We start from the raw sequence: 13439 nt of genomic DNA, 5'->3' as shown, positions 1-13439 counted from the left end.
TAAAATATGAGCAAAATCAAGGGAGAGTTAAGAAATTTTAGATATTGATAAGTATTATCGACCTTTGTAGTGTTATAGTGAGGTAGACTGATATTTTACATTTTTGACGAAACAGGGAAGTAGCCATATCTTTGTATAAGATTATTATATTAAGTTCAACTTTTCAAGGTTCAAAAAAATGCATTTAATTGATTATCAATATATTAACATATTTGGTTTGATAACTTTTCTTAACAAGAATTTATTTAACCGAAAAGCCTTACTATATTTACATTCAACATTAAAAAATATGAGATATGGGAGTAAACTTTTATGGAGATTTTTCCAAAAAAGAAACCCAAGTCCTCTAGGAGGAAAGGGTTTCATAATCGTCAGATAATACCCGTCATTTACTTGGTCTGGGATATTATCAAGTTTATCATCGAAAACTAAGATAGATAAACACTGAATTAATTGTTTAATCAGGGGTTTAGGTTGGCAGACTTAAGCCCCTTAATTTTTTATCTGTAACAAATATATGACATATAAAAATATTTTTAATAAAAAACAGAAAAATATTTTGCATAGTTATACAGTCCTGGACTGTAAAATAGAATGTCATTAACGCCCAAAATGATTATTTTTATCAATATCATTTGCAGTCACTCTCCATATTTATTTGTAAATAATTTTAAATTCGAAAAGATTTTTTCTTAGGCTTTCGCTTTCAACTCCAAAAATTCTTTTTCAAAAGCTGCAGTTTCCCTGTGATGGTCATTTTCTACCTTAAAAAATCGCAAGGAACTTTTAATAAAAGTAGATCCTATACTTATATCTACCATGAGTGTTTTGATCTGATCCCGAATAACCTCTTTCCAGTTTTCTGGGTTTCCCATATAACTGCATTAACGAATAAATATGTTTCCATCGGCATCTATGATCCAGGTGAATGCAAATAATTCTATCACTTCACCCCGGCGAGTTCCTGAAAACCGATAATCAAATGTAAATTCAGCTAGATCGTTATATACTTTTTCTGAAGAAAATAAATCCTGACAGTTTCTTTTTCTAAGTGGTGAGTTGTAGAATTCCATTCTCAAAAATAATATAAATGTTAAACGGCTTGCAGCTTTCCGAAATTTTCAAACGTTAATTTTCGCGTTTTGGTCTGCAAGTTGTGTATTTGTAATGACAAATTACGATACTTTGCCTACCAGGGTAGGAGGAAAAGTTTTAATTCGCGGCTCATTAAACTGGAAAGCAGGAGTTATTTTAACATTTACCATTGTTTACAAATTGTTAAAAAAAAGTGTATTTCATCGAATAGTTAGATGTTCAATGCATTTCACCGATTTCTCTTTTGTATATTTGCAGCATCAATCCCTCGCACGCCTCTGATTCAAGCGCAATTTGCGAGGCTTTTTTTTGTTTAAAATTCATGAAATACTCTAAACCCCCCAGAACAATAAAAGAGCATCTTGAACTCTTAGAAGATAGAGGGTTGAGTATTGAAAATCCTGAGAGAGCAATAAAATATTTAACTAATATTGGCTATTTCAGGATTACTGGTTACATGTATCATCTACAAGAATCGGATGGCTCCCACAGATTTAAAGAACCTACCACTTTTAATGATATCATCCAACATTATCACTTTGACAAAAAGCTTAGATCATTAATTTTAGAATATCTTGAAAGAATAGAAGTTTCATTACGTGCCAGACTAACGGACTATATGAGTCTAAATCATGGTTTCTTCTGGTATACTGAAAAAGACCTCTTTGAAGATTATGCAATATTTACTAAAATTAATGAAGAAATAGTAGATAGCTTTCGTGATCCTCAAGAAAGATTCTTGAAGGCATTTAAAGCTAATTATGATAATGAAATACCTCCTTCTAACATGGCAATGGAAATACTTTCTTTAGGCCGTCTTTCACGTCTTTATAAAGGTTTGAAAAACGATGAAGAGAAATTACAGATTGCTAAAGATTTTGGTTTACCTAGCACTATTTTGTCCAGTTGGTTTATTTTTCTGAACAATGTTAGAAATATATGTGCTCACCATGGGAGGTTATGGAATAGGGGTTTAACAGCTGATCGGCCAACAATACCTAGCAGAAAAAAGCATCAGTTTAAAGGTGAAGTACCTGAAAATTTTAATAGATCAATATATGGTGTTATTAGTTTAATCGACCGACTGCTCCATAATACCAATAGCACAAATAGATTCACGGCCAAAATCGAAGAACTAGTAGAAGATTTTCCAGTAGTAAATACCTATTTCATGGGATTTCCTGATAACTGGAAGGAAGCAGCGCCGTGGAAAAAATAATCCTAGAATTGCGAAAATTGAAAGCTCTAATTGTGACCAAATTTTATCAATTAATAACCTTCTTGTTCGCTAGAGTATAATTTGGAAGAGAAGATTATATTCCTATATTTTCAATTCCCTGTTACTATTTTGTTATCCAAAAAAGAGAAAACCCTTATAAACACAGGGTTTACAAGGGTTTTTTAGTACTCGAGGCGGGAATCGAACCCGCACAACCGAAGTTACTGGATTTTGAATCCAGCGCGTCTACCAGTTCCGCCACTCGAGCAAGTGGACGGCAAAAGTAAAAAATTTTTCCCATCCCCAAATGTTTTTTTCCAATTTTAAAAGTGTGACTCAAAACTTATTCGTGAGGTGTGAAAGGAATTAATTTCTAAATTTGCAGCACAACAAACAACATTCATACAAAAACAACACAACATGCCCAACGTAATTCCCGAGGCCAAGATTTTTTCCTGTACCCAAAGTAAAGCTTTAGCCGAAAAAATAGCGGCCGCTTACGGCACTAAATTAGGAAACGTAATTACCTCAACTTACAGTGATGGCGAATTTCAACCTTCTTTTGAAGAATCGGTTCGCGGTTCACGAGTTTTTATTATCGGTTCTACCCACCCGGGTGCAGATCATTTAATGGAGATGCTTTTAATGCTTGATGCTGCAAAAAGAGCTTCTGCAAGACACATTACAGCGGTGCTTCCGTATTTTGGTTGGGCACGCCAGGATAGAAAAGATAAACCCAGGGTGCCAATTGCGGCCAAAATGATAGCAAGTATCCTGGAAACCGCAGGTGCCACCAGGATCATTACTATGGATTTGCACGCCGATCAAATTCAGGGATTTTTCGAAAAACCTGTAGATCATCTTTACGCTTCCACAGTTTTTCTTCCGCATTTAAAAGAATTGGGATTAGATAACTTAACAGTTGCATCCCCTGATATGGGAGGTTCCAAACGTGCTTATGCTTACTCAAAGGCATTAGAAAGTGACGTTGTAATTTGCTACAAGCAACGGGCAAAAGCCAATATAATTTCGCATATGGAGCTTATCGGAAATGTAGAGGGTAAAAATGTGGTTTTGGTAGACGATATGGTAGACACTGCGGGGACACTTACTAAAGCTGCCGATTTAATGATGGAGCGCGGCGCAAAAAGTGTACGCGCTATTTGTACCCACCCGGTACTTTCTGGTGGAGCTTATGATAAGATTGAAAAATCTAAACTCATGGAGTTGATTGTGACTGATTCTATTCCGTTAAAACAAGAAAGTAAAAAAATTAAGGTAGTGAGTTGTGCAAACCTTTTTGCCGATGTTATGAATAGGGTACATAATAATAAATCTATCAGTTCTAAATTCGTTATGTAGGCAAACCGGCCATTCATAGTTAATTTATTTTCAGTTTTTTAGCCGGATATTTCAATTAGAATCTTCTTTTTAAAGAATTTTAAGTCAGGGTTTTATAGAAAGGAAAAAAGCGCTACTTTTGCAGCCTAAAATTTTTCAACAATGAAATCAATTACGATCAACGGATCTAAAAGAGAAAGCGTAGGAAAGAAAGCCACGAAGGCCCTACGTAATGCTGGACAGGTTCCTTGCGTATTATACGGGGGAGATGCCAAGCCGTTGCACTTTGCAACAGAAGAAATTTCGTTTAACGACCTTGTGTACACCCCAGATGTGCATACAGTGGAAATTAAGTTTGGAGATGGCGAGAAGTTTAACGCTATTCTTCAGGACATTCAATTCCACCCGGTTACCGATGCTATTTTGCACGTAGATTTCTACCAGATTAGTGATGATAAACCAATCACTATGGAAATTCCTATCCATACCGAAGGTGTTGCGAGAGGTGTTAAAAATGGTGGTGTTTTACGTTACAACCTACGTCGATTAAAAGTAAGAGGTTTGGCTAATGAATTGCCAGATTATATTACTGCAGATGTAACCAAACTTAAAATTGGTCAAAAACTTTATGTTACTGCAGTTGCAGACGAGTCTTACGAGATTCAGCATCCAGATAACACTGTAATTTGCCAGGTTAGAACTTCACGTAATATTGTTGCCCTTGAGGACGACGAAGATGAAGACGAAGTACCAGCAGATGAAGTACCATCTACTGAAACAGATGATGTTGCTGCAGTTAAAGAGGGAGAAGATAATTAATCTTTTCTTTTTTGAACAAAAACTTAAAAGCATCCCAAACGGGGTGCTTTTTTTGTTTCCAGAGGTTTTTAAATTAATCCTTATCAAACTTTTTGAACGTAATTTTATAGAGAATAAATTATAACTTTTGGGGTAAACCCTTTAAATCTCGATTATCGAGTAAAAACTTTTAGTTAGATATTTTAATAATTTTATCTTTACCAAAACAAATGCTATGCTGTCTTTCTTCGGAAGAATACTCAGTAAGAAAAAGCCCCAGGAAGAAGAACAAGATCCCATGAAGAAATTTTTGATCGCCGGGTTGGGAAATCCCGGGCCTAAATATGAAAATACCCGCCATAATGTTGGATTTAAAATTCTTGATTATATAGCCGAAAAAGAAGAGGTAAGTTTTTCTACAGAAAAATTAGGAGATGTTGCTCAGTTTAAATTTAAAGGGAGAACCTTTATACTGCTGAAGCCTTCAACTTATATGAATTTAAGCGGAAAAGCGATTAATTACTGGCTTCAAAAAGAAAAAATTGCCTTAGAAAACCTTCTGGTAATTACAGACGATCTTAATTTAGCTTTTGGAACTATTAGATTAAAAACCAAAGGCAGTGATGGTGGGCACAACGGGTTAAAAGATATTCAGAATACCTTAAACACTACCAGATACAATAGGTTTAGATTTGGGATTAGTGACGAGTTTTCGAAAGGTCAACAGGTAGATTATGTTTTAGGAGAATGGGGAGAAGAGGAGAAAAAAGAATTGCCGGAACGCTTTCAAAAATCAGCCGAGTTGGTAAAATCTTTCGGGACGGCAGGAGTTTCAAATACTATGAATTCATTTAACGGAAAATAAGTTGGCCTTGAAAATACATAAGGGAGCAAATGCTTTTAAAGGTGAAAAACAAACCGTAGTCACCATCGGTACTTTTGATGGGGTTCACGCCGGGCACCAAAAAATTATAAAACGGCTTGTAGATGCCGCTAAGATCGAGAATCTCGAATCTGTAATCTTCACTTTTTTTCCGCATCCAAGAATGGTGCTGCAAAAAGAAAGCGGGTTAAAACTTATAAATACTATAGAAGAACGTACCGAAATCCTGGAAAAAACCGGGATAGATCATTTGGTAGTTCATCCTTTTACCCAACAATTTTCAAGACTTACCGCCCAGGAATTTGTTCGTGATATTCTTGTAAATCGCTTAAAAGCAAAAAAAGTAATTATTGGTTACGATCATCGTTTTGGAAGAAATCGCACCGCAGATATCCATACGCTGAAACAGTTTGGTGAGGAATATGGTTTTGATGTAGAAGAAATCACAAAACAGGAGGTAGATCAAGTAGCAGTGAGTTCTACGAAAATTAGAAATGCACTTTTAGAAGGCCGGGTAGGAAAGGCCAATAGTTATATGCAATCTCCTTTTTGCTTAACCGGAAACGTGGTAAAAGGCCGCGGCTTGGGAAAGGAATTCAATTATCCTACTGCCAATTTAAGTATTGAGGAAGACTATAAATTAATTCCGAAAAGCGGGGTTTATGTAGTTAGTTCTAAAATTGATGGAGAACACTACTTTGGGATGATGAATATTGGCACCAATCCCACTGTTGGAGGAAAAGACCAAACCATAGAAACTTATTTCTTTAATCTGGACCGGGACCTTTATGGCACCGAATTAAAAATTGAAATGCTAGTAAGGATTCGCGATGAGAAAAAATTCGATTCTGTAAATGCTTTAAAAATCGCAATGAAACAGGACGAAGCTTTCTCAAGACAATATATTAGAGATAATTATGCTCAATAAATGGCTTTTTAAGCAAGTGGATAATTCGGCGCTTATTGCTTTCCGAATTATTTTTGGCTTGCTTATAACCATTGAAGCCGTTGGTGCTATTTTCACGGGATGGATTCGCAGAACCCTCATTGAGCCCGATTTTACTTTTAATTTTATCGGTTTTGAATTCCTGCAACCACTTCCGGGTAACGGGATGTTGTATTACTACGGAATACTGGGTCTGTTTGGCATTTTTGTTATGCTGGGCTTTAAATACCGTTTCAGCATTTTTTGCTATACCCTTATGTGGGCGGGAGTCTACCTGATGCAGAAATCTTCTTACAATAATCATTATTATTTACTGATGCTGCTTTGCGGAATTATGTTTTTTCTTCCCGCACATCGTTATTTCTCTATAGATACTTGGAAAAAGCCCTCATTAAAAAAAATCTCCATGCCCAATTGGGTTTGGCTTTTTATTGTGCTGCAATTATGGATAGTTTACACCTACGCATCAATCGCAAAATTATATCCAGGTTGGTTAGATGGAACGCTCCCGGCGATGCTTATGCGCGGAAAAGCCGATTACTGGCTGGTAGGCGAATTTCTTCAGCAAGATTGGGTGAGATATGCAATCGCTTACTTTGGAATTTTATTCGATTTATTAATAATTCCCGCGCTTTTATGGAAACGAACCCGCTTACCGGCTTTTATCCTCGCTATTTTCTTTCATCTTTTTAATAGTTTTATTTTTCATATTGGGATTTTTCCATATTTATCCCTGGCTTTTTGCCTGTTCTTTTTTCCTTCAGAGAAGATCAATAAGTACATTCTTCGGAATAAAAAGCCGTATTACGATAAAGGAGAAATAATAATTCCATCTTACAAAAAACCACTAATTACAGTGCTTTCAATTTGGTTTGTGATTCAAATTGCCTTGCCGCTGCGGCACTGGTTTTTTCAGGATAATGTGTTGTGGACAGAAGAAGGCCATCGCTTAAGCTGGCGAATGATGCTACGCTCCCGGTCTGGAAAAACCACATTTAAAGTTGTTGAAAAAGGGAAAAGAGATACTATTTACATAAATAAAGCACGCTATTTAAGCCGAAAACAAATGCGATCGGTAAGTGCTAAACCCGATATGATGTGGCAGTTTGCCCAACGCCTGGAAAAAGAATATGCTGAAAAAAATAAAGAGGTTCAGGTTTTTGTAAAATCTAAAATAAGCATCAACGGCCGTCCCTATGAACCGTTTATTGATCCAAAAGTAGATCTTGCTGCAGAAAAATGGCAGCATTTTAAACATCACGATTGGATTTTACCTTCAAAATTAGACTAGATTTTTAGAGTGCTTTTGTTACATTTGCTGCTTCAAATTAGGTAAGTTACTTCGGGGCAAGTTCACGAAGAATTAAGAGAAAATAATTTATAATTTCGAGGCCTGCCTCGAAGCATTTAACTCTCGATTATCGAGTAAAATAAAGCTATGTTACAGGTTAACCATATCAGGGAAAATAAAGAAGATTTCATCAAGGGACTCAAAAAACGAAATTTTGAGGCTGAAAATATTCTTGAAGAGGTGTTGCAGTTAGACGAAAATCGTCGTGCAACCCAGGTGAAACTCGATGATATTTTAGCTGAATCTAACCGGCTTTCCAAAGAAATTGGAATGATGTTTAAAAATGGCGAGCATCAAAAAGCTAACCTGATTAAAGAAAAAACCGGGAAACTAAAAGAAGATTCTAAAGCGCTTTCTGAAGAACTTTCAGAAATAGTTTTGAAGCTGGAAACCTTGCTTTATACCATTCCTAACCTTCCTCACGATTCTGTGCCGGCGGGAACTTCAGAAGAAGATAACGAAGAAATTTTCAAAGAGGGCGATGTTCCGGTCCTTGCCGAAGGTTCTCTTCCCCATTGGGAATTAGCCAAGAAATACGATATCATAGATTTTGAGCTGGGAAATAAAGTAACCGGCGCCGGATTTCCTGTTTATAAAGGAAAAGGAGCCAGGTTGCAACGCGCTTTAATCACTTACTTTCTTGATAAAGCAATTGATGCCGGTTATACCGAATACCAGTTGCCTTTAATGATCAACGAAGCTTCTGGATTAGGAACAGGACAGCTACCAGACAAAGAAGGCCAGATGTATCATATCACGGCAGACGATCTTTATATGATTCCAACGGCCGAGGTGCCAATGACGAATATGTACCGCGACAGGTTGTTAACCGATAAGGATTTTCCAATTGCCTGTACCGGTTATACACCTTGTTTTAGACGCGAAGCTGGCTCTTATGGTGCCCACGTACGCGGACTTAACCGTTTGCATCAATTTGATAAAGTAGAACTGGTAAGGATAGAAAAGCCTGAAGATTCCTATGCGGCTTTAGATAATATGGTTGATCATATTAAAGATATCCTGGCCGATCTTAAATTACCTTATCGAATCTTAAGGCTTTGCGGTGGTGACCTTGGTTTTACTGCTGCGCTTACTTACGATTTTGAGGTTTTTTCTACCGCTCAAGATCGCTGGTTGGAAATTAGCTCAGTTTCAAATTTTGAGACTTTCCAGGCTAACAGGCTTAAACTTCGTTACAAAAATAAAGCAGGGAAAAAGGAATTGGTACATACCCTAAACGGAAGTGCTTTAGCCCTACCGCGTGTATTAGCCGGAATCCTAGAAAATTACCAAACTGAAGAAGGAATTAAAGTTCCAGATGTTTTGGTGCCATATACCGGTTTCAACCTTATAGATTAAACGCCTAAAAATATTGATTCACAGGGCAAATCCTTATCTTTACGGGATGCGCGTGACCTTCATATTCTTAATTTTATTTTGCTCCATTTCAGGTGTCCGGGGGCAGTCTGAGGTTTTGGCACGTAATTTTTTCGATCAGGGGGAATTTGAAAAAGCCTTAAAAACCTACGAAAAATTAGTTGAAGAAAATCCGCAGAATACTTCTTATTTTTTCGGTTTGGTGGAAAGTCATCAGCAATTGGAAAATTTCACGAAAGCTGAAGAATTGCTTCGGGAGAAATTGAACAATTCGGCTAATAACCCAACGCTTTTAATTGAATTGGGTCATAATTATGAGCTTCAGCAAAATGACGAGAAGGCAGATCAGTTTTACGCCGAGGCTTTAAGCGCCGTAGATGCCCGCCCTAATTACGCTTATTCCATTGCAAGAACTTTTCATAAATATAGTTTGCTGGAAAATGCAGCCAAAACTTATGAAAAGGCGATGGAGCTTAATAATGAGCTGAATTACAATTTACAACTCGCAAGAATTTACGGCGAACAGGGAGAGACTGAAAAAATGTTCAAGAATTACCTGGAGTTAATTGAAGCAAACCCCGATTTTTTCTCTATTGCAAATCGGGAATTTGGCAAGTATATTTCAGCAGACCCTTCAACCGAAGCCAATACGGCATTTAGAAGATTGCTGCTTACTAAACTTCAGCAAAATCCCAGTTTGCTCTATAACGAGATGCTTAGCTGGCTTTTTATCCAGGAGCAGGAATATTTAAAAGCGTTTTCGCAGGAGAAAGCTATTTACAGGCGAAGCGATAAAAGTTTACAAAGCATTTTAAACCTTGCCGTAATGGCCCGGGAAGCCGAAGATTTTGATGCAGCTATTGAAATTGTAAATTACGTGATAGAAGAAGCTCCTTCAGAAAATATTGTGCTGCAGGGAAACCAGTTTTTGCTGAAAATGCAACTGGAAAATGAAGATGAAAAAAAATATTCAGATATAGAAAAAAGGTATTCTGAATTACTGGAAGAGTTTGGAACCGGTCTTAACACGCTGAATTTACAGCTTGATTTGGCAAATTTCCTAGCATTCAAACAGGAGAAAAAAGAGGAAGCGATTGCTTTACTGAAAAAGCTCTCAGAGAAGGCAAATCGGGATTTTGACAAAGCGATGATAAAACTTGCGCTGGCCGATATTTTGGTACTCCAGGAGAAATTTAATGAAGCGCTTATCTATTATTCGCAAGTTCAAAATTTGGTAAAGAACGATCAAATTTCGCAAAACGCCCGATTTAAAGTTGCGAAAACCAGTTATTTTAAAGGAGACTTTAAATGGGCAAAACAGCAGTTGGATGTTTTAAAATCTTCAACTTCCCAGCTTATCGCCAACGATGCAATGGAATTGAGTTTGTTGATTGAAGACAATTCTATAGAAGATTCAACCCAAACCGCACTTAAAAAATATGCCCGAGCCGATTTGCTCGATTTCCAGGAGAAAAATTCCGAATCAATTGAGCTTTTAGGTGAGCTTTTAAACCTTCACAAAGGAGAAAAAATTGAAGATGAAGCGCTATTAAAACAAGCGCGGCTATTCGAAGAAACCGATCAGCCTGAAAAAGCCGAAAATAATTATCTCGCAATAATTGAAAATTTTAATGCTGATATTCTTGCCGATAACGCCCATTATTATTTAGCCGAATTATATGCAAATGAGCTGCAGAAACCTGAAAAAGCTAAAGAATATTACGAACAAATAATTTTTAATTTTGCCGATAGTATTTATTTTGTGGAAGCCCGCAAAAAATACCGCGCACTAAGAGGAGATTACGAAGAAAACCCATAAAAAGTCAAATGTACATATACAACGTTACCATAAATATTGAAGAAGCTATTCACGACCAATGGGTGAAGTGGATGAAAGAAGAACATATCCCTGAAATGCTGGATACCGGAAAATTCAAGAAAGCTTTAATGACCCGCGTGATGGTAACCGAAGCAATGGGTGGCATTACGTATTCGGTTCAATACACTGCCGAAAATAAAGCTGAACTTGAAAAATATTACGAAGAAGATGCTGAAAGGTTGAGAGGAAAAAGTAAAGTTTTTGAAGGAAAATTCGTGGCTTTCAGAACCGAAATGCAGGTAATTAGCGAGCAGTAGTTTATGGGAAAATATAAGAAAAGAGGAAAGCCTTCTCAGTCAGAAGATGGCGAAGTAAGAGCAAAAAAACATCTTGGGCAGCATTTTTTAACAGATGAAAGTGTAGCCGAACAAATAGCAGATACGCTAAGCTATAAAGGGTATAACAAGGTTTTGGAAATTGGTCCCGGGATGGGCGTATTAACCAAATATTTACTGAAGCAGGATGCAGAGGTTCACGTAATAGAAATTGATACCGAAAGTGTTGCTTACCTGCAGGAGCATTATCCGCAACTAGAAGACAGAATTCATCAATTCGATTTTTTGAAATACGATGTGGGGACTACTTTTCGTGATGAAGCTTTTGCGATTATTGGTAATTTTCCATACAATATTTCCACACAAATTGTTTTTAAAGTTTTAGAGTTAAAGCACCAAATTCCGGAGTTTTCGGGAATGTTTCAAAAGGAAGTGGCGGAGCGAATTTGTGGAAAAGAAGGCAACAAAACCTATGGAATTCTCTCGGTTTTAGTACAGGCTTTTTTCGAAGCTGAATATTTGTTTACGGTGCCGCCTTCAGTATTTAACCCGCCGCCAAAAGTGGAGAGCGGTGTGTTGCGATTAATCCGAAAAGAGGATTTCAGCCTGCCTTGCGACGAAAAATTATTTTTCAGGGTAGTTAAAACCGCATTTCAACAGCGTAGAAAGACCCTGCGCAACAGTTTAAAAACTTTCGATTTACCCGATAATTTAAGGGAAGATCCTATATTTGACAAACGTCCTGAGCAACTCGGTTATCAGGAATTTATAGATTTGACCCTTAAAATTCAGCCGTATGCAGTTTCAAATCAGTAGTGAATTAATAGAAAAATTACAATTCCTCGTTGAGCAGGAAAATAATGAGGAGTTGCTATTGCACCTTGAAGACGTGCACCACGCTGATATTGCTGAAATTCTAACTGAACTTTCCTTAGAAGAAGCCACTTATATCGTAAAGCTTCTGGATAGCCAGAAAACGGCCGAGGCTCTAATGGAATTGGAAGAAGGCGTTCGGGAACGTATTTTGGATACCCTTTCGGCAAAAGAAATTGCCGAAGAGCTGGAAGAAATGGATACCGATGATGCCGCCGATATCATTTCTGAACTTTCTCCCGAGCGCCAGCAAAATGTGATTGCCGAACTCGTAGACGAGGAACACGCTGATAATATTGTAGAACTCCTTCGTTACGACGAAGATTCTGCCGGTGGACTTATGGCAAAGGAGCTCGTGAAAGTTAACGAGAACTGGAGTGTGACCGGTTGTATGACAGAGATGCGCGAACAGGCCGAAAATGTAACTCGTGTTCATTCTATTTATGTAGTAGACGATAAAAATAAGCTTAAAGGCCGGCTTTCCCTTAAAGATTTACTTACTGCGCCCAGCCACGCAAATATCCAGGATGTTTATATTCCGCAGGTAGATTATGTAAATGTGCATACCGAGGGGGAAGAAGTTGCCCGGGTAATGCAGAAGTATGACCTGGAAGCAATCCCAGTGGTAGATGAAATGGGTCGTTTGGTGGGTAGGATTACTATTGATGATATCGTAGATTTTATAAAAGAAGAAGCTGAAAAAGATTACCAGATGGCTTCCGGTATTTCAGAATCTGTAGAGGCCGATGATAGTTTATGGCGCCTTACCAGGGCACGATTACCCTGGTTGGTTCTTGGACTTTTTGGAGGTTTGGGCAGTGTTTACATTATGAAAGGTTTTGAAGAAGCCCTGGAACAATTTCCAATTCTATTCTTTTTCACCCCTTTAATCGCGGCGATGGCTGGCAATGTTGGTGTACAATCCAGTGCGATTATTGTACAGGGACTTGCAAACGATAATCTGCGGGGTAGTCTTTTACAGCGTTTAATAAAAGAAGTGAGCCTGAGTTTAATCAACGGACTGGCTCTGGGAATTCTGGTTATTTTATTCGGCTATATTGTTGGTCAGGATCAATTGGTGAGCATTACCATTGCCGCATCTTTACTTTCAGTAATTATTGTAGCGGCATTGGTGGGTACTTTCGTTCCAATCATCTTAAATAAACAAGGTATTGACCCTGCGATTGCTACCGGTCCTTTTATAACCACCAGTAACGATATCTTCGGAATTTTTCTCTTTTTCTATATTTCTAAATTAGTACTTGGTTTTTAACAAAAAGGCTTCAGGCTTTATGTTTTAAAAATCATTCTTTAACTTTGGTTTTCGAAATTGAAATTCTTCCGAATAAATCGGGGAATTAAATTGAAAACTAAATTAGGTTGTTCAAATCGTCATCCTAAA

The 13439-nt window shown here is 37.4% G+C and carries 13 protein-coding genes and 1 tRNA gene; 11 read left to right on the top strand and 3 right to left on the bottom strand.

Annotated features, from left to right (window positions below):
- Positions 1 to 692: 692 nt before the first annotated feature.
- Positions 693 to 875 carry a hypothetical protein gene (locus tag B5X53_RS00580; protein WP_079711282.1) on the bottom strand — a complete coding sequence of 61 codons (183 nt, stop codon included), beginning with the start codon at positions 873 to 875 and terminating at the stop codon, positions 693 to 695.
- Between the two features lie 9 nt (positions 876 to 884).
- Positions 885 to 1073 (bottom strand): hypothetical protein, encoded by a 189-nt coding sequence (locus B5X53_RS00575; protein ID WP_079711281.1) that lies wholly within the window; start codon positions 1071 to 1073, stop codon positions 885 to 887.
- Positions 1074 to 1417: 344 nt separating this feature from the next.
- Here B5X53_RS00575 and B5X53_RS00570 point away from each other — a divergent pair, with 344 nt between their 5' ends.
- Positions 1418 to 2314 (top strand): Abi family protein, encoded by an 897-nt coding sequence (locus B5X53_RS00570; protein ID WP_079711280.1) that lies wholly within the window; start codon positions 1418 to 1420, stop codon positions 2312 to 2314.
- A gap of 186 nt (positions 2315 to 2500) precedes the next feature.
- On the opposite strand, the gene B5X53_RS00565 is transcribed toward B5X53_RS00570, so the two are convergent.
- A tRNA-Leu gene (locus B5X53_RS00565) sits at positions 2501 to 2582 on the bottom strand.
- A 152-nt stretch (positions 2583 to 2734) separates the two neighbouring features.
- On the opposite strand from B5X53_RS00565, the gene B5X53_RS00560 reads away from it, so the two are divergent.
- From B5X53_RS00560 to mgtE, 10 genes are all read left to right on the top strand, one after another.
- Positions 2735 to 3676 carry a ribose-phosphate pyrophosphokinase gene (locus B5X53_RS00560; RefSeq protein ID WP_079711279.1) on the top strand — a complete coding sequence of 314 codons (942 nt, stop codon included), beginning with the start codon at positions 2735 to 2737 and terminating at the stop codon, positions 3674 to 3676.
- Positions 3677 to 3817: 141 nt separating this feature from the next.
- Positions 3818 to 4474: a 50S ribosomal protein L25/general stress protein Ctc gene (locus B5X53_RS00555; RefSeq protein WP_079711278.1), complete on the top strand. Its 657-nt coding sequence runs from the start codon at positions 3818 to 3820 to the stop codon at positions 4472 to 4474.
- A 214-nt stretch (positions 4475 to 4688) separates the two neighbouring features.
- Positions 4689 to 5318, top strand: a complete 630-nt coding sequence (pth, locus tag B5X53_RS00550; RefSeq protein ID WP_079711277.1) for an aminoacyl-tRNA hydrolase — start codon at positions 4689 to 4691, stop codon at positions 5316 to 5318.
- A gap of 7 nt (positions 5319 to 5325) precedes the next feature.
- Entirely contained in the window at positions 5326 to 6264 is a 939-nt protein-coding gene (locus B5X53_RS00545) for a bifunctional riboflavin kinase/FAD synthetase (RefSeq protein WP_079711705.1), read from the top strand.
- Positions 6254 to 7573 carry an HTTM domain-containing protein gene (locus B5X53_RS00540; protein ID WP_079711276.1) on the top strand — a complete coding sequence of 440 codons (1320 nt, stop codon included), beginning with the start codon at positions 6254 to 6256 and terminating at the stop codon, positions 7571 to 7573. Before B5X53_RS00545 ends, B5X53_RS00540 begins: the two co-directional genes overlap by 11 nt.
- A 147-nt stretch (positions 7574 to 7720) precedes the next feature.
- Positions 7721 to 8992, top strand: a complete 1272-nt coding sequence (serS, locus tag B5X53_RS00535; protein ID WP_079711275.1) for a serine--tRNA ligase — start codon at positions 7721 to 7723, stop codon at positions 8990 to 8992.
- A 115-nt stretch (positions 8993 to 9107) separates the two neighbouring features.
- The gene (locus B5X53_RS00530) at positions 9108 to 10829 is read left to right on the top strand and encodes a tetratricopeptide repeat protein (RefSeq protein ID WP_317042305.1); all 1722 of its coding nucleotides are present in this window, start codon (positions 9108 to 9110) and stop codon (positions 10827 to 10829) included.
- Between the two features lie 8 nt (positions 10830 to 10837).
- On the top strand, positions 10838 to 11146 hold the full coding sequence (locus B5X53_RS00525) for a DUF4286 family protein (protein WP_079711273.1): 309 nt from the start codon (positions 10838 to 10840) through the stop codon (positions 11144 to 11146).
- A 3-nt stretch (positions 11147 to 11149) separates the two neighbouring features.
- Positions 11150 to 11980: a 16S rRNA (adenine(1518)-N(6)/adenine(1519)-N(6))-dimethyltransferase RsmA gene (gene rsmA, locus B5X53_RS00520; protein WP_079711272.1), complete on the top strand. Its 831-nt coding sequence runs from the start codon at positions 11150 to 11152 to the stop codon at positions 11978 to 11980.
- Positions 11961 to 13310: a magnesium transporter gene (mgtE, locus tag B5X53_RS00515; protein ID WP_079711271.1), complete on the top strand. Its 1350-nt coding sequence runs from the start codon at positions 11961 to 11963 to the stop codon at positions 13308 to 13310. The genes rsmA and mgtE overlap by 20 nt, the downstream gene beginning before the upstream one ends.
- The last annotated feature ends 129 nt before the right edge of the window (positions 13311 to 13439 follow it).

Source organism: Salegentibacter salinarum, from assembly GCF_900168115.1.
GTDB classification, from domain to species: Bacteria; Bacteroidota; Bacteroidia; order Flavobacteriales; family Flavobacteriaceae; genus Salegentibacter; species Salegentibacter salinarum.
This window is presented reverse-complemented; position numbering and strand designations above follow the sequence as displayed.

Excerpts from the sequence above, each read along its gene's own strand:
- serS (WP_079711275.1), top strand. The coding sequence starts at position 7,721 with ATGTTACAGGTTAACCATATCAGGGAAAATAAAGAAGATTTCATCAAG.
- B5X53_RS00525 (WP_079711273.1), top strand. The coding sequence starts at position 10,838 with ATGTACATATACAACGTTACCATAAATATTGAAGAAGCTATTCACGAC.
- B5X53_RS00580 (WP_079711282.1), bottom strand. The coding sequence starts at position 875 with ATGGGAAACCCAGAAAACTGGAAAGAGGTTATTCGGGATCAGATCAAA.
- B5X53_RS00560 (WP_079711279.1), top strand. The coding sequence starts at position 2,735 with ATGCCCAACGTAATTCCCGAGGCCAAGATTTTTTCCTGTACCCAAAGT.
- mgtE (WP_079711271.1), top strand. The coding sequence starts at position 11,961 with ATGCAGTTTCAAATCAGTAGTGAATTAATAGAAAAATTACAATTCCTC.
- B5X53_RS00570 (WP_079711280.1), top strand. The coding sequence starts at position 1,418 with ATGAAATACTCTAAACCCCCCAGAACAATAAAAGAGCATCTTGAACTC.
- pth (WP_079711277.1), top strand. The coding sequence starts at position 4,689 with ATGCTGTCTTTCTTCGGAAGAATACTCAGTAAGAAAAAGCCCCAGGAA.
- B5X53_RS00575 (WP_079711281.1), bottom strand. The coding sequence starts at position 1,073 with ATGGAATTCTACAACTCACCACTTAGAAAAAGAAACTGTCAGGATTTA.
- rsmA (WP_079711272.1), top strand. The coding sequence starts at position 11,150 with ATGGGAAAATATAAGAAAAGAGGAAAGCCTTCTCAGTCAGAAGATGGC.
- B5X53_RS00540 (WP_079711276.1), top strand. The coding sequence starts at position 6,254 with ATGCTCAATAAATGGCTTTTTAAGCAAGTGGATAATTCGGCGCTTATT.
- B5X53_RS00555 (WP_079711278.1), top strand. The coding sequence starts at position 3,818 with ATGAAATCAATTACGATCAACGGATCTAAAAGAGAAAGCGTAGGAAAG.